This window comes from Amycolatopsis sp. NPDC088138 (genome assembly GCF_044741685.1).
GTDB lineage: Bacteria > Actinomycetota > Actinomycetes > Mycobacteriales > Pseudonocardiaceae > Amycolatopsis.
On record NZ_JBIUTB010000005.1, the window covers coordinates 1 to 14811 of the forward strand.

General features: G+C 70.4%; 15 protein-coding genes and 1 rRNA gene. 6 read left to right on the top strand and 10 right to left on the bottom strand.

What is annotated here, in order from left to right:
- Positions 1–89 (top strand): 5S ribosomal RNA (rrf, locus tag ACIOD2_RS26380); the annotation flags it as partial.
- A gap of 862 nt (positions 90–951) precedes the next feature.
- Here rrf and ACIOD2_RS26385 read toward each other — a convergent pair.
- Together ACIOD2_RS26385 and ACIOD2_RS26390 are read right to left on the bottom strand one after the other, a co-directional pair.
- Complete coding sequence (locus ACIOD2_RS26385; RefSeq protein WP_400543291.1) at positions 952–2163, bottom strand: Ig-like domain-containing protein; 1212 nt, start codon at positions 2161–2163, stop codon at positions 952–954.
- Positions 2164–2266: 103 nt separating this feature from the next.
- Complete coding sequence (locus ACIOD2_RS26390) at positions 2267–3136, bottom strand: patatin-like phospholipase family protein (RefSeq protein ID WP_400543294.1); 870 nt, start codon at positions 3134–3136, stop codon at positions 2267–2269.
- A 70-nt stretch (positions 3137–3206) separates the two neighbouring features.
- Between ACIOD2_RS26390 and ACIOD2_RS26395 the strand changes: the two genes are divergently transcribed.
- From ACIOD2_RS26395 to ACIOD2_RS26405, 3 genes are all read left to right on the top strand, one after another.
- Complete coding sequence (locus ACIOD2_RS26395; protein WP_400543297.1) at positions 3207–4172, top strand: LysR family transcriptional regulator; 966 nt, start codon at positions 3207–3209, stop codon at positions 4170–4172.
- A 98-nt stretch (positions 4173–4270) separates the two neighbouring features.
- Positions 4271–4837, top strand: coding sequence for a papain-like cysteine protease family protein (locus ACIOD2_RS26400; RefSeq protein WP_400543300.1), 567 nt, complete (start codon positions 4271–4273; stop codon positions 4835–4837).
- A gap of 1 nt (position 4838) precedes the next feature.
- Positions 4839–5606 carry a hypothetical protein gene (locus ACIOD2_RS26405; protein ID WP_400543303.1) on the top strand — a complete coding sequence of 256 codons (768 nt, stop codon included), beginning with the start codon at positions 4839–4841 and terminating at the stop codon, positions 5604–5606.
- 90 nt (positions 5607–5696) lie between these two features.
- Here the strand turns inward: ACIOD2_RS26405 and ACIOD2_RS26410 are convergent, their stop codons facing one another.
- The 4 genes from ACIOD2_RS26410 to ACIOD2_RS26425 are packed head-to-tail and all read right to left on the bottom strand — an operon-like array spanning position 5697 to position 8910.
- Positions 5697–6344: a DedA family protein gene (locus tag ACIOD2_RS26410; protein WP_400543306.1), complete on the bottom strand. Its 648-nt coding sequence runs from the start codon at positions 6342–6344 to the stop codon at positions 5697–5699.
- 45 nt (positions 6345–6389) lie between these two features.
- Positions 6390–7391, bottom strand: coding sequence for a lipoyl synthase (lipA, locus tag ACIOD2_RS26415; protein WP_400543309.1), 1002 nt, complete (start codon positions 7389–7391; stop codon positions 6390–6392).
- A 25-nt stretch (positions 7392–7416) separates the two neighbouring features.
- On the bottom strand, positions 7417–8367 hold the full coding sequence (locus ACIOD2_RS26420; protein WP_400543312.1) for an oxidoreductase: 951 nt from the start codon (positions 8365–8367) through the stop codon (positions 7417–7419).
- An 18-nt stretch (positions 8368–8385) separates the two neighbouring features.
- Positions 8386–8910 (bottom strand): hypothetical protein, encoded by a 525-nt coding sequence (locus tag ACIOD2_RS26425; RefSeq protein WP_400543315.1) that lies wholly within the window; start codon positions 8908–8910, stop codon positions 8386–8388.
- 131 nt (positions 8911–9041) lie between these two features.
- Between ACIOD2_RS26425 and ACIOD2_RS26430 the strand changes: the two genes are divergently transcribed.
- Positions 9042–9662: a TetR/AcrR family transcriptional regulator gene (locus tag ACIOD2_RS26430; protein WP_323332523.1), complete on the top strand. Its 621-nt coding sequence runs from the start codon at positions 9042–9044 to the stop codon at positions 9660–9662.
- Between the two features lie 4 nt (positions 9663–9666).
- On the top strand, positions 9667–10602 hold the full coding sequence (locus ACIOD2_RS26435) for an LLM class F420-dependent oxidoreductase (RefSeq protein WP_400543318.1): 936 nt from the start codon (positions 9667–9669) through the stop codon (positions 10600–10602).
- 63 nt (positions 10603–10665) lie between these two features.
- On the opposite strand, the gene lipB is transcribed toward ACIOD2_RS26435, so the two are convergent.
- The 4 genes from lipB to sucB all read right to left on the bottom strand — a co-directional run bounded on the left by lipB (position 10666) and on the right by sucB (position 14768).
- On the bottom strand, positions 10666–11409 hold the full coding sequence (gene lipB, locus ACIOD2_RS26440; RefSeq protein ID WP_400543321.1) for a lipoyl(octanoyl) transferase LipB: 744 nt from the start codon (positions 11407–11409) through the stop codon (positions 10666–10668).
- Positions 11406–12029, bottom strand: coding sequence for a phosphatase PAP2 family protein (locus tag ACIOD2_RS26445; protein ID WP_400543324.1), 624 nt, complete (start codon positions 12027–12029; stop codon positions 11406–11408). Before ACIOD2_RS26445 ends, lipB begins: the two co-directional genes overlap by 4 nt.
- Positions 12026–12901: a TIGR01777 family oxidoreductase gene (locus tag ACIOD2_RS26450; protein ID WP_400543327.1), complete on the bottom strand. Its 876-nt coding sequence runs from the start codon at positions 12899–12901 to the stop codon at positions 12026–12028. The genes ACIOD2_RS26445 and ACIOD2_RS26450 overlap by 4 nt, the downstream gene beginning before the upstream one ends.
- A gap of 97 nt (positions 12902–12998) precedes the next feature.
- Positions 12999–14768, bottom strand: a complete 1770-nt coding sequence (gene sucB / locus ACIOD2_RS26455) for a 2-oxoglutarate dehydrogenase, E2 component, dihydrolipoamide succinyltransferase (protein WP_400543330.1) — start codon at positions 14766–14768, stop codon at positions 12999–13001.
- Between the last annotated feature and the right edge of the window lie 43 nt (positions 14769–14811).

Here is a 14811-nt window from a genome sequence, read left to right on the forward strand (position 1 = left end):
CCGGTCCCATTCCGAACCCGGAAGCTAAGCTTGACAGCGCCGATGGTACTGCAACCGAAGGGTTGTGGGAGAGTAGGACACCGCCGAACTTACGTTAGTGAAGGGCCCGGCCCGGTCGAGAACCATGGTTCTCCCGGCCGGGCCCTTTTCTTTATCCCCACACACGGGCGTGTCGTCCCCGCAATCACAGGTGTCGACTCCCCAATCACACGAGCCGACCCTCCACTCACGCGTGTCGACCCTCCAATCACGTGTCGGCTCCCGGATCACGTGTGTCGACCTCCGGATCACAGGGCCCGGCTCGCTGGTCACGTGCGCCGGCGCTCTGGTCACCAGTGCCGGCGCTCGAATCCACGCGAGCCGGCACCGGCGATCACGAGTACCGGCTCGCTGGGGTCACGTGTCGACCCCCTGATCACGCCTGCCACCGTTCAGCCACGCGAGCTGCTTCCCCATCCCCCGAGCCGACCGTCCAGGTACGCGAGCTGGCCGGCCAGGTGCGAGGGTCGGCTGGCCGGGTACGTGAACCGACTGTTTAGGTACGCGAGCCGGCTGTCTGGGTACGCGAGACGACCCTCCAGGTACGCGAACCGACCGTCCAAGTACGCGAGCCGACCCTCCAGGCGGGGGAGCTGGCTGGCCGGGTACCTGAGCCGGTCGGCCAAGGTTCGCGCGTTCCGGCTTCGAGCACGCGAGCCCGGCGCTGGTAATGCGAAACCCGCGTCCCAGCCCGGAGTGATGTCCGCCCACTCACGAGTGATGCCCCGCTGATCACTCGAGACGCCTCCCCAGACGCACCCGATGCCCCTGCGGGCACGCGTGATGCCTCGCCTGTCACGTTGGAGAGCCGAGGAAGCCACCGGCCGCATGACTCGGCCAATCATGTCAAAGGGAAGCACGAAAAAGGGCCGGGAGCACAAGGCTCCCGGCCCTTTCTCAAAGCCAGACCAATTACTTCACGGCCGAGCCGGCCTGCCAGTCGGCCCAGGACTTGGACCAGTCGCCGTACAGGTCCCAGACCGGGAGCTGGGGGCCGCCCGAGTTGGTTACCTCCACGACGTCGCCCAGGCCCAGGTTCTGGAAGAACCACTGGGCGTTCGCGGCGTTCAGGTTGATGCAACCGTGGGAGACGTTCGAGCTTCCCTGCTGGCCCACGCTGTTCGGGTTCTCGTGGACGAACTCGCCGTCGTTCGAGATGCGCTGCGAGAACTTCTCATCAGAACGGTACGCCTTCGGGTCGGGTGGGCAGACGCCGTACGTGCACGAGTCCATCGTGTAGTTGGCCTGCTTGTCCGAAATGACGTGCGCGCCCAAATGCGTCGGCGTAGCGTCCTTGCCCATCGAGATCGGCATGGACTTCACCATCGAGCCGTTGTGGAAGATCTGCATCTGCTCGGTGTTCCCGTCCGCCTTCGCGATCCAGGAATCGTGCACCTTGTACGTCTCCGTGCGGTCTTCCGCGCCGAAGACGCCGTTGCCGAAATCGACGCCGTAGATCTTCGCCGTGACCTTCAGAGTGGTGCCGGCCTTCCAGTACTCCTTCGGCCGGTAGTGGACGTTCGAGTCGTCGATCCAGTACCAGCTGCCCTCCTGCTTCGGCGACGACTCCACCGTGAGGGCCTTCTCGACGTCCGCCTTGTTCTTGACGGCGATCTTGCCGAAGCTGAAGACGATCGGCTGGCCGACGCCGACACCCGTGCTCGCCACCGCGGACGGCGCCGGGATCAGGTTGGCGTTCGCCTGCTTCTTCGGGGCGACCGTGCTGATCTGGTTGTCCTGCTCGATCGGCTTCCCGTCGGCGCCCTGGGCGTGCGCGACGATCTTGTACGTCGCGCCGTAGCCGAGCGGCTCGCTCGAGGTCCAGCTCAGGGAGTCCGTCGCCAGCTTGCCGGCCACCGCCTTCCCCTTCGCCGTGTTGGTCACGGTGACGTCGATGAGCTTCCCGTTGGCCGCCTTGACGACGACGGGGGTCGCGGGGTTGACGTTGGCGCCGCCCGCCGGCTCGAACGTCACCGCCACCGGGGTCGCGGACGGCGCCTCGGATCCGGACGTGGGCGCCCCGCTGGCGGGCGAACCACCGTCGTCACCGGACGAGCAGGCGGAAAGCAGCAGTGCTCCGGCGAGAATCCCGGCCACCGAAAGTAAAGTCTTCTTGGGGAGCATATTATCTCTTTTTGAGGAATTGGGATCGGCGGGCATTACCATCAAAACTACGCGATAGCGATGACGTCCTTCCGACCGGATCGGTGCATCGTCGTGACGTGGATCACGTGACGACCAGACCAGGAGCGCCGTAAAGCCCCGCGCCGGACACCGAAATTCCGTCGAGAAACTCCCGCGCCGCGTCGTACGCCTCGGCGGCCAGCGCGTCCGTGTGGCCGAAGTCCAGCGGGTTCACCCGCACGGGTGCCGGTCCCGGCAGGTAGACCACCGGCACCTGGGACGCCGCGAGCGGCGCCTCCAGCACGGCCTGGTTCCGCATGCTGATCATCGCGGTGAACATCATCACCTCGGCGAACGTCCGCGGCTCGGCCGGCAGCTTCCCGGGGAACGCGCAGTCGAACACCACCAGCGACTTCGCCCCCATGGCCAGCGCTTGCCGCATCGGCACGTTCGCGACGAGGCCGCCGTCGTACAGCAGCCGGCCCTCGTAGGCGACCGGCGGGAAGATCCCCGGGATCGCGCAGCTGGCCAGGAGCGGCTCCAGGAGCGGCCCGGACCGGATCAGCAGCGGCTCGGCCGTGTCGACCTGCGTGGTGACGACACCGAGCGGCAGCGCCAGGTCCTCGAACCGGCGGCCGGGGCCGACGTGCTCGTTGACGATCTTCGTGAGCCCGCTGTTGGGGAACAGGTGCGTCTTGCTCTGGGTCAGCGTCCGGACCCGGCTCAGCACGCCGCCGGGGAACGCCTCGTCGCGCGTCATGTGCGCCCAGATGCCGCGCAGTCGCTCGATCGGGTCGTCGTGGGTCAGGGCCAGGACGGCCGCGTTGAGCGAGCCGACCGACGTGCCGACCGCGAGGTCCGGGGTGATCCCGGCTTCGGCGACCGCGCGCAGCATGCCGACCTGCATGGCGCCGAGACTGCCGCCACCGCCGAGGACGAAGCCGATCGGCCGGGGAAGATCCGCGAAACTCATACCGCCGAATGTAGTAAGCCCGACTTTCGCGGGTCGTGCCGGCCGTGAAGGCGGCGTTAACCTGCTGGACGTGGCCGAGCTGGAGTTGCGCCATCTCAGGGCCGTCCGGGCGGTGGCCGACGGCGGCAGTGTGAGCCGTGCCGCGACCGTGCTCGGCGTCAGCCAGCCCGCCCTCACCGCGCAGCTCAAGCGCATCGAACGCATCCTCGGCGGCGACCTGTTCGTCCGCGAGCCCAGTGGGGTGCGCCCCACCGAGCTCGGCCGGTTCGTGCTCGCCCGCGCCGACGCCCTGCTGTCCGACATGCAGGCCCTCGTCGCGACCGCGCGGAGCCACGGCGAAGGCGTCGCGGAGACGCTGAAGATCGGGTACGTGCCGCTGCTCATCATCGGCCGGTTCATCGAAGAGCTGGGGAAGACGCTCGACGTCCAGACCTACGCCGAACCGGCCTCGCTGACCCTCCTGAAGCTGCTCTCGACCGGCCGGGTGGACGTCGCCCTGCTCGAACGGTTCGACGGGGCCGAGGCACACCACTACGCCGGGCTGACCGTGCGGACCCTGGCGACCGAGCCGATCTTCGTCGGGATCGCGCAGGGGCATCCGGCCATCCGAGGCGGTGTCGTCGACCTCGCCGAGCTGGCCGACGTCGACTGGATCCTGCCGCCGCCGCACGAGAACTGCGTGCGGGTGCGGTTCCTGCAGGCCTGCGCGGCCGCCGGGTTCACCCCGCGGGTGCGGCACTTCACGTCCGAGGCGGGCACGGCGGGCACGCTGATCGCGCAGGGTGCGGTATGTCTCGCACAGGCCGCGTCGGCGCCGCCGCCCGGGCTGGTCGCGCTGCCGCTCGCCGGGGACCCGCTCTGGACGACGCTGCTGTTCGCGACGCGGGAGGACGACGCCCGCACCCCGGCGACCGACGAGGTGTTCCGCTGCGCGGAGGTCGCGTACGAGGCGTCGAAGCGCCGGAACCCGCACTTCGCGCGGTGGTGCCGGCAGCATCCGGAGGAACCGGGCGAACGGCTCGTCTCCGCCCGATAGGCGGCATAACGCCGGTGTTATCCCCGCTGGGATTACTGCCCGGCGCGGCAACGGGAGACGCTCACCGGGTCCCCACCTGTTGCCGACAAGGAGCAACGATGCACCTCAGACGATCAATGGCGATCGGCGTGCTGTGCGTGGCGCTGGCCGGTCTGTTCGCCCCACCCGTGACGGCCGCGCCGCGGGCCGCCACCACGCTGGCCATCAGCCAGCTCGTCCAGGAGCAGAACCAGTGGTGCTGGGCCGCGAGCGGCCTGACCATCGCACGGTTCCTGGGCTACGGCTCGAACGTCAGCCAGAACACGTTCTGCGACTATTCCCGCGGCTACCCGGCCGGCTCGCAGTGCCCCAACCAGGCCGGTGAGCTGACGTACGTGCAGCGCGGCTACCAGGCGCTCGGGCTGCGGCCCGGCACCGTGACCAGCGCGCTGAGCTTCGCGTCCGTGCAAAGCGAAATCGGGGCGCGACGGCCGATCGAGACCGGCATCTACTGGACCGCCGGCGGTGGGCACGCCCAGGTCATCTACGGCTACGACACCAGCGGGCTCGTCTACTACGGCGACCCGTGGCCGAGCAGCCAGCGCTACAGCGCGATGGCGCACTCGAGCTACGTCCGCAACGGGCAGTTCCAGTGGGCCCAGTCCCTCTACCGGATCGGGGCGTGACATGAACGTCTTCCGCGGACTCGTCACCCTCCTCGCCGGCTCCGCGCTGGTGCTGGGTTTCGGTGGTACGGCTTCGGCTTCGGAGCCCTCGAACACGGACGTCGCGGCGGCCAAGCAGGCGCTCGCCTCGGCGGACACGACGGCGAAGCTGTCGTCGTTCTTCGGCCAGCTCGACCAGCGTTCCGGTGTCGCACGGGCCGACTCGGCGCAGGAGCCGAAGGTCACCGGCGAGCCGTTGCGCGTCTACTCCCTCGACCCGGCGTTCGTCGCCGGGACGCCGGGCGCGACGCCGGCGACGTTCGCCTACTTCGCCGTGCGGACGCAGGCCTCGACGGGCCGTCAGGCGACGGTCTGGCTGACGCCGGAACCCGCCGGCTGGGCCGCGACCAACTTCACCACCGGGACCGAAGAGCTGACGTACCCGGCGCAGGCCCACGGTGACGTCGTGTTCACCGAGCCGCAGGTCAACGCGTGGTACCGGATCCGTGACGGCCGGGTGCTGCCGCTCAACGACCCGGCGCGGTCGCGGGTCGGCGAGGGTCTCGCGCTCCCGGCGTACCAGCAGCTGGTGCACCGGCTCTACGGCGACAAGCTGCCCGGTTCGGCGTACCGCGCGCAGGGCAAGCTCGGCGGCTACGACCTCGCCGCCACTCCTGCTCCGGCGCCTGCGCCGGGCTCCGGTTCCTGGCCGTTCGTCGCCGGTGGGGCGCTGCTGGCGCTCGGCTTGATCGGCTGGGCCACCGGCACGGTGACGCGCGCCCGTCGCTGACGCCGGGAAGGTGCCCCTCACGGCTTGCAAGCCGTGAGGGGCACCTTCATGGCTTTGAAGTCCCTGAGGGTGCCCCTCATGGCATTGCTGTCAGGGGACGCGCTCGGGTTCGGGTTCGGCGGCGGCGAGGGTCTTGCGCTTCTTCAAGCGCAGCAAGAAGAACACCGCGGCCGCCGCCAGCACGCCGACCACGATCAAGCCGCCCGTGTTCAACGCGCCTTCGATGCGTTTCGCGGCTTCGCCCAGGGCCGCGCCGATGCTGATGTGGACCAGCGACCAGCAGAACGCGCCCGCCGCGGCCGCCGGGAGGAACCGGCGGAACGGCAGGCCGGACGTCCCGGCCGCGGCCGGGGTCAGCGTGCGGATCACCGGCAGGAACCGGGCGAAGAACACCGCCCAGGCGCCACGGCGTTCCAGCACCGACGTGGCCTTGTCCCAGGCTTCGAGGCCGTACTTGCGGATCAGTTTCGTCTCACGCAGCCGCGGCCCGAAGCGGCGGCCGATGGCGTAGCCGAGGGCGTCACCCGCGGTCGCGCAGAGCGTGACGACCGTCCACAGTGCCAGGAACCGCGCGACGGTGTTCGCGGTCGTCGCGGCGATGAGCAGCCCGGATTCGCCCGGGGCCAGGAAACCCAGCCCGATCGTGCACTCGGCGAACACCAGGCCGCCGGTCGCCGCGACGAGCCCCGGTTCCGGGAGTCCTTGCAGCCAGCTCAAGAGATCCGAAACCAGGGCCATGCGCGCCACTTTACCGATCCTTTAAGGTCGGTGGTGTGGCGTCGATCACCGGGCCAGCAGGGACGCGGCTTCCTGCGCGGCGGGGCCTTCGACGGCGAGGTGCCGCAGGTTCTCCGGCAGGACCTCACCGCGGTGGGCCTTGGTCTGGGCGTACAGCCGTCCCGCGCGGTACGACGAGCGCACAAGCGGACCCGCCATGACACCGGCGAAACCCATCGCCTCGGCGGCCTGGGAGTGCTCGACGAACTCCTCCGGCTTCACCCAGCGATCGACCGGGTGGTGCCGCGGGGAAGGCCGCAGGTACTGGGTGATCGTCAGGATCTCGCACCCGGCGTCGACCAGGTCCTGCATGGCGGGAGCGACCTCGTCGGGCGTCTCGCCCATGCCGAGGATCAGGTTCGACTTCGTCACCAGGCCCGCTTCGCGCGCGGCGGTGATGACCTCGAGGGACCGCGCGTAGCGGAAGCCGGGACGGATGCGCTTGAAGATCCGCGGCACCGTCTCGACGTTGTGGGCAAGGACTTCCGGTCGCGAACCGAAGACCTCGGCCAACTGCGCCGGGTCCGCGTTGAAGTCCGGGATCAGCAGCTCGACGCCGGTGCCCGGGTTCAGGTCGTGGATCTGGCGGACGGTCTCGGCGTACAGCCACGCCCCACCATCGGGAAGGTCGTCACGCGCAACACCGGTGACTGTCGAATACCGCAGGCCCATGGCCTGGACGGATTCGGCGACCTTCCGCGGCTCGGTGCGGTCCAGCTCGGCCGGTTTACCCGTGTCGATCTGGCAGAAATCGCACCGGCGGGTGCATTGGTCCCCGCCGATGAGGAACGTGGCTTCGCGGTCTTCCCAGCACTCGTAGATGTTGGGACAACCCGCTTCTTCACAAACCGTGTGCAGACCTTCGCGGCGCACCAGGCCCTTGAGTTCGGTGAACTCCGGCCCCATCCGCACCCGCGTCTTGATCCACGGCGGCTTCTTCTCGATCGGCGTTTCGCTGTTGCGGACTTCCAGACGCAGCAGCTTCCGGCCTTCAGGCGCAGCACTCACGCCCTCAACCGTACGCCCGTCCGGACTACGCGGGGTCGGGGGTGACGCCGGTCAACTTCGCGGTGAGATCCCACAACGCGGCCCCGATCGCCTCGCTGCGGGCGGCGGCGAGCGGGTTCACCTTCACGGGGTAACCCCGCAGGCCGCCGACCCCGCGCGGGCCGATGTATTCGCCGCCTTCGACGCCGTCCGCGGTGGCCGCGTACAGCTGGGGGAGTGCGCCCATGCGAGGGCCCTGGGCCAGCAGGATCTCGCCGAGCCGGTTGCCGCCGCCGATCACGGCGCGCAGCACCGGGTTGCGGTACGAGCGGGCCATGCCCTGGCCGAGGCCGGTCCATGTGTAGCCGGGGTGGGCCGTGAGGCTGATGATGTCTTCACCCGCGGCGCGCAGCCGGCGGTTCAGTTCGAGCGCGAAGACCTGGTTGGCCAGCTTCGACTGGCCGTAGGCGGCGCCCGGGTTGTAGCGGCGGTGCTCGAAGTTCGGGTCGGCGACGTCGATGCGCGCCCCGGTCGCGGCGACGCTCGAGAGCGTGACGACGCGGGAGCCGCTGCCGCCGCGCAACGCGGGCAGCAGCAGCCAGGTCAGCGCCGCGTGGCCGAGGTGGTTGGTGCCGAACTGGGTCTCGAAGCCGTCGGCGGTCTTGCCGCGCGGCGTCATCATCAGGCCGGCGTTGTTGACCAGGACGTCCAGCCGGTCACCGGTGAGCTCGCGCACCGACGCGGCGGCTTCGCGCACCGAGCCGAGGTCGGCCAGGTCCAGCTTGACGAGCTCGGGTGCGACGCCCGACGCGGCCGCGCGCACCTGGTCCAGGGCCTTCGCGCCGCGTTCGGCGGAGCGGCACGCGAGGAGCACGCGGGCTCCCTTGCCCGCGAGCACCTCGGCCGTGCGGAGGCCGAGGCCGGAGTTCGCGCCGGTGACCACCGCGGTGCGGCCGGTCTGGTCGGCGATGTCGGCTTCGGACCAACGCTGAGTCATGCGCTTACTTAACCCTGGTTACGCGCTCGGCGCGAGCAGGCGGCGCAAGCCGTTCATCATCGGACGGCGCGGGCAGTTGGTCTCCTGGCGGTTCGTGCGCAGCAGCGCCTCGAGCGCGTGGCCCACCTTGGTGATCTCGTCGGCGGCCTCGCGCGGGTCGGCCAGCCCGGAGGTGACGGCGAGCATGCGCAGCTCGCCTTCGTGCATGCGGCGCAGCGACGCGTGGCGCTCGAGACCGCCGTCGAGCACCGCGCGCAGCGTCTCGTGCTCTTCGACGGTGGCGCGCCAGGCGCGGGTGACGGCGTCGACGTGGTCACCCAGGCCGTCGGCGTCGTCCGGGTCGGTGACCTCGGTGCGCAGCCGTCCGCTCAGCACCTGCGTCCACTTGTACTGCAGGGCGGCGAGGACGTTCTCTTCACAGCCGAAGTGGTCCGCGGCACCGGGGACCTCGTCGAGCGGCAGCGGCGCGCCCGGGTTCCGGCCGCCCTGGCGGACGGTGGCTTCGAGGATTTCCTGACGTCGGTAGAAGTCGGTCCAGCTCATGGTGTGGCTCCCCTTCCGTGGCGGGGGTCATACCGCGGGTCTGCGGCATACTCCCGGTACGGACCTGACCCGGTGAACATACCATGGGTATGGAGAGATCCTCCGGGCGTAAAGTTGTGAAGGTGGCGACAATGAGGTCCAGGCGACTCGACTACTCCGAGTCGACGCGGTCGGCGCTGGTCGACAGCGCGGTGGAACTGATCACCAAACGCGGTTACGCGGGTACCTCGCTCGACGAGATCGCCAAACGCGCCCGGGTGACGAAGGGTGCGCTGTACCACCACTTCAGCGGTAAGCAGGCCCTTTTCGAAGCCGCGTTCGACTCGGTCGAAAGCCTCGTCTACGACCGCCTGGACAAGATCATGAACGGCGACGGCACCCCGTGGGAACGGGCCCTCGCCGGCCTCAACGCGTTCATCCGCGCCTGCCTCGACCCCGCCTACCAGCGGATCGCCATCCACGAAGCGCCGGTCGTGATGGGCTGGGAGCGCTGGCGCGAGGCCGAGGAGCGGTGCAGTTTCGGGCTCGTGCGCTCGGGCCTGCAGTCGCTGATCGACGCGGGGGAGGTCGAGCCGGTGCCCGTCGAGGTCACCGCGCGGCTGCTGTTCGGCGCGCTGTCGAGCGCGGCCACCGAGATCGCCAGCTCGCCCGACCCGAAGAAGGTCGGCGCCGAGATCGAGGACGTGATCGTCCGCATGCTGGTCCGGCTGCGGCGCACCGACGGCGAAGAGGCCACTCCGTCGATAGGCTGACGCGGTGGACTTGAGGATCTTCACCGAGCCCCAGCAAGGGGCCAGCTACGACGACCAGCTGCGTGTCGCGAAGGCGACCGAAGCCGCCGGCTACGACGCCTTCTTCCGCAGCGACCACTACCTGAGGATGGGCTCGGCCGACGGCCTGCCCGGCCCGACCGACGCCTGGATCACCCTGGCCGGCCTGGCCAGGGAGACCAGCCGGATCCGGCTCGGCACGCTCGTCACCGCGGCGACCTTCCGGCACCCCGGCCCGCTCGCGATCTCCGTCGCGCAGGTCGACCAGATGTCCGGCGGCCGGGTCGAGTTCGGTTTCGGTGCCGGCTGGTACGACGCCGAGCACGAGGCGTACGGCCTCACGCTGCCGCCGCTGAAGGAGCGTTTCGACCGCTACGCCGAGCAGCTCGAGGTCATCACCGGGCTGTGGAAGACGCCGGCGGGGGAGACGTACTCCTTCAAGGGCGAGCACTACACGCTGACCGACTCGCCGGCGCTGCCGAAGCCGGCCCAGTCACCGGCGCCGCCGGTGATCATCGGCGGCTCGGGCAAGAAGCGCACCCCGGCGCTGGCCGCGCGCTTCGCCGACGAGTTCAACCTCCCGTTCGCCGACCAGGAGACCGCGGCCGCGCAGTTCGCCCGCGTCGAGGCGGCGGCCCAGGAGATCGGCCGCGACCCGAAGGAGATCCTGCGCTCGGTGGCGCTGGTCGTCGGCGTCGGCCGCGACGACGCCGAGGTCGAGCGCCGGGCGTCGGCGATCGGGCGTGACGTCGAAGGCCTGCGGAAGAGCGGCTTGGCCGGCTCGCCCGCCGAGGTCGTCGACCGGATCGGGCAGTGGCGCGAGAAGACCGGGATCACCCGCGTCTACCTGCAGCTGCTGGACCTGTCCGACCTGGACCAGATCGACCTCATCGCGTCCGAGGTCGCCCCGCAGCTGGACTGAGGTTCAAAGCCGTGAATGGCCCATTGAGGGACTCTAAGTCCCTCAATGGGCCATTCACGGCTTTCAGTTCTGGAGGGCGAAGGTGACGCCCGCGGCCTGCGGGGCCTCGGGGCGCGGGAGCCAGCGGTCGTCGCTCACCGGCAGCTCGCCTTCCAGGGCGGCGAGGACGGCGTCGCGGGCCAGCGGCAGGACCGCTTCCACGCTGACGTCCTTCTGCAGCTCGTACGACAGCGACGTGACGCCGGCGTCGCGGATGCCGCACGGCACGATGTTGTCGAACGCGGCGAGGTCGGCGTTGCAGTTCAGCTCGAAGCCGTGCATGGTCACGCCGCGCTGGACGCGGATGCCGATCGCGGCGATCTTGCGCTCGATGCCCCGCTCGTCGGCCGGGATCCAGACGCCGCTGCGGCCCTCGACGCGCCCGCTGCGCACACCCAGCTGGTCGCACACGTGGATCAGCGCCTCCTCGAGCCGCCGCACGTAGTGCACGACGTCGATCGGGTCGGCGAGCTTCACGATCGGGTAGCCGACCAGCTGGCCGGGGCCGTGCCAGGTGATCTTGCCACCGCGGTCGACGTCGATCACCGGAGTGCCGTCCGCAGGCCGGTCTTCGGGTTCGGTGCGCTTGCCGGCGGTGTACACCGACGGGTGCTGCAGCAGGAGCATCGTGTCCGGCGCGGTGCCGTCGGCCCGGGCGGTGAGCGAGCTCCGCTGGAGCTCCCAGGCCTCGGTGTAGTCGATCGTGCCGAGCTCGCGGACGTCGACGGGTTCGGTGCTGGCGCGGCAGGAAATCCGGGAAGAACTCACCCGTCGAGGCTACGCCCGTCACCCGCCGGAAGCAGGCGCAAGGCGCATGCTGAGAGCAGCCCGACACCGGTCACCGCCAGCACCGCGCCGACCGTGTCGGTGACCCAGTGCACGCCCAGCACGACGCGGAAGACGGCGATCAGCACGGTCGCCACGACGACGGCCACCGCGACGCGTTTCACCAGCCGCGGCCACAGCCACGCGCACAGCAGCAGCACGACGAACCCGGTGCTCGCCACCGACGTCACGTGCCCGCTCGGGTAGCTCAGGTCCGGGTAGTCGCGGGGACGTTCGCGCAGGAAGACCGGCTTGAACACCAGGCTGGTCAGCCGGCAGAGCACCAGCACGACCGCCAGCCGGACGCACAGGCCGACATGCTCACGGCGGCGCAGCGCCAGCGCCACCAGGGCCGTGCCGAGGACGAACGGGAGCACCGGCCCGAGGACGTCGCTGCCGGCCTGGGCGACCCGGCCGAGCGGCTGGGCGTAGACGCCGTGGAGGGCGTCGGCGACCGCGACGTCCAGGGCGAGCGGCTGTCGCGCGACGCTCAGCCCGAGCAGGACGAACGCGGCCGTCAGCACCAAGCCGACGACGAGCCAGCGCCGGACGAGAACGGTCATGCCGCGGCGAGCGCGCTGTCCAGCGTCGGGTGCCGGAAGGTGTAGCCGGAGCCTTCCAGCGCGGCCGGAACGGCGCGCTGCCCGAACAGCGCCATCTCCTCGCCGGCCTGGCCGAGCACCGCCTTGAGCGCGAACCCGGGCACGAACCACGGCGCGGGCCGGTGCACGGCGCGGCCGACCGCGCGGGTGAACTCGGCGTTGGTTACCGGCGCGGGCCCGGTCAGGTTCACCGGGCCGGACAGTTCTTCCTTGGTGAGAGCGTGGACGATCGCGCCGACCTCGTCCTCGAGGGCGATCCAGGGCATGTACTGGCGGCCGTCGCCGAGGCGCGCGCCCAGGCAGAACTGGAAGAGCGGGCGCAGCAAGCCGTACAGGCCGCCCTTCGCCGACAGCACCAACCCGGTCCGGATGTTCACGACGCGCGCGTTCGATGCCGCCGCCGTCGCGGATTCCCACGCTTCGCACAGCTCGGCCAGGAAACCCTGCCCGCGCTTCGCCGATTCGTCCACAGTGGACGATCCGGGATCGCCGTAGTAGCCCACGGCGGAGGCGTTGACCAGGACGCCGACCCCGTGTTCGGCGACGGCTTCGGCGAGCACCTCGGTCGGTTCGACCCGGCTGTCGATGAGCTCCTGCTTGCGCATCGCGCTCCACCGGCCGGGGAACAGCGGCTTGCCACCGAGGTTGACGACGGCGTCCACGCCGTCGAACGCGCCGGCGGTGATGGTGCCGGCCGGCGGGTCCCAGCGGTGTTCGTCCGCCGCCCGGGTTTCGCGCCGCACCAGCTTGCGGACGTCGTGGCCGTCGCGCCGCAGGCGTTCACCCAGCGCCGACCCGATCAACCCGCTCGCTCCGGCGATCAGTACTCGCATGGGTCGATCGTCGCCCATCGGAGTCCGCGCCGCACCCCGGGTCCGGAAACGGCGAAGGCCGCCACGGGAGTCCCGTGGCGGCCTTCGTGCGTTCGGATCAGAGACCGAGCTCGTCCTCGAAGTTGCCCTCTTCCAGACGCTGCTTGATCGTCATCAGGAAGCGGCCCGCGTCGGCCCCGTCCACCAGGCGGTGGTCGTAGGTCAGCGGGAGGTACGCCATCGACCGGATGGCGATGGTGTCGTTGCCGTCGGCGTCCGTCGCGACGATCGGGCGCTTGACGACCGCGCCCGTGCCGAGGATGCCGGACTGCGGCTGCACGATGATCGGCGTGTCGAACAGGGCGCCGACGCTGCCGATGTTGGTGATGGAGAACGTGCCGCCGGACAGCTCGTCGGGCTTGATCTGGTTGGCCCGCGCCCGGCCCGCCAGGTCGGCGATGCGGTGCGCGATACCGGCCAGGCTCAGCTCGCCGGCGTCGTGGATCACGACCGAGAGCAGGCCGCGCTCGGTGTCCACCGCGATGCCCAGGTGCACGGCGCCGTGGTAGGTGATCTCCTTCGTGTCCTCGTTGTAGGACGCGTTGACGTTCGCGTGCTGCTTCAGCGCCTCGACGGTCGCCTTCGCGAAGAACGGCAGGAACGTCAGGTTGACGCCCTCGCGCTCCTTGAAGGCACCCTTCGCCCGCTGGCGCAGCTTGGCGATCTTCGTCACGTCCACTTCCTGGACCTGCGTGAGCTGCGCGGCGATCTGCAGCGACTCGCGGGTCTTGGTGGCCGTGATCTGCCGGATCCGGCTGGCCTTCTGCACCGTGCCGCGCAGCGCCTGGACCTCCGGGGAGACCGAGACGGCCGTCGGGCGCGGGGCGGCCGGGGCCGACGAGGCCGCGGGAGCCGACGCCGCCGGAGCAGCGGCAGCGGGGGCCGGAGCGGCCGCCTTCTGCTTCTCCTCGGCCGCGGCCAGCACGTCCTGCTTGCGGATCCGGCCGCCGACCCCGCTGCCGGTCAGGCTCGACAGGTCGATGCCGTGCTCCGACGCGAGCTTGCGCACCAGCGGCGTGACGTACGGGCCGTCCGCCGAGCTCTCCTTCGCCGCGGCCGGCTCGGCCTTGGGCTCGGGCTTCGGTTCCGGCTTGGACTCCTGGACCGGCTCGGGCTTCGGCTCCGGCTTGGGTTCCGGCTTCGGCTCGGGCTTGGACTCCTGGACCGGCTCCGGCTTGGACTCGGCCTTCGGCGCGGCGTTCGCGTCGCCGATCACGGCCAGGACGCCGCCGACCTCGACGGTCTCGTCCTCGCCCGCGCGGATCTCCAGCACCGTGCCGGCGACCGGCGACGGCACCTCGGTGTCGACCTTGTCGGTGGAGATCTCGAGCAGCGGCTCGTCGACCTCGACCGAGTCGCCGACCTGCTTCAGCCACCGCGTGACGGTGCCCTCGGTGACGCTCTCGCCCAGCTCGGGCAGCTTCACCTCGGTGCCTTCGCCACCGGCGGCCGGCGCGGTGTCCGGCTTGCTCGGCGCGCTGTCCTGTGCGCTCTCCTGGGCCTCGGGCTCGGGGGCCGATTCGGGCTCGGGCTCCGGCTCGGACTTCGGCTCTTCCTGCGCGGGGGCGGAAGACTCGGGCGCGCCGCCGGATCCGTCGTCGATGACGGCGAGCTCGGCGCCGACCTCGACGGTCTCGTCTTCGGCGGCGCTGATCTTCACGACCGTGCCCGCCACCGGGGAGGGCACCTCGGTGTCGACCTTGTCGGTCGAGATCTCGAGCAACGGCTCGTCGACCTCGACAGTGTCGCCCTCCTGCTTAAGCCACCGGGTGACGGTGCCTTCGGTGACGCTCTCCCCGAGCTCCGGCAGTGTGACGGAGTAGGCCATCGTTCGCTGACTCCTCTTTCAAGATTCTGCGTGGTCTGGATTC

Coding starts and splice junctions, on each gene's coding strand:
- ACIOD2_RS26385 (WP_400543291.1), bottom strand. CDS start 2,163: ATGCTCCCCAAGAAGACTTTACTTTCGGTGGCCGGGATTCTCGCCGGA.
- ACIOD2_RS26390 (WP_400543294.1), bottom strand. CDS start 3,136: ATGAGTTTCGCGGATCTTCCCCGGCCGATCGGCTTCGTCCTCGGCGGT.
- ACIOD2_RS26400 (WP_400543300.1), top strand. CDS start 4,271: ATGCACCTCAGACGATCAATGGCGATCGGCGTGCTGTGCGTGGCGCTG.
- ACIOD2_RS26405 (WP_400543303.1), top strand. CDS start 4,839: ATGAACGTCTTCCGCGGACTCGTCACCCTCCTCGCCGGCTCCGCGCTG.
- ACIOD2_RS26410 (WP_400543306.1), bottom strand. CDS start 6,344: ATGGCCCTGGTTTCGGATCTCTTGAGCTGGCTGCAAGGACTCCCGGAA.
- ACIOD2_RS26420 (WP_400543312.1), bottom strand. CDS start 8,367: ATGACTCAGCGTTGGTCCGAAGCCGACATCGCCGACCAGACCGGCCGC.
- ACIOD2_RS26425 (WP_400543315.1), bottom strand. CDS start 8,910: ATGAGCTGGACCGACTTCTACCGACGTCAGGAAATCCTCGAAGCCACC.
- ACIOD2_RS26430 (WP_323332523.1), top strand. CDS start 9,042: ATGAGGTCCAGGCGACTCGACTACTCCGAGTCGACGCGGTCGGCGCTG.
- ACIOD2_RS26445 (WP_400543324.1), bottom strand. CDS start 12,029: ATGACCGTTCTCGTCCGGCGCTGGCTCGTCGTCGGCTTGGTGCTGACG.
- ACIOD2_RS26450 (WP_400543327.1), bottom strand. CDS start 12,901: ATGCGAGTACTGATCGCCGGAGCGAGCGGGTTGATCGGGTCGGCGCTG.
- sucB (WP_400543330.1), bottom strand. CDS start 14,768: ATGGCCTACTCCGTCACACTGCCGGAGCTCGGGGAGAGCGTCACCGAA.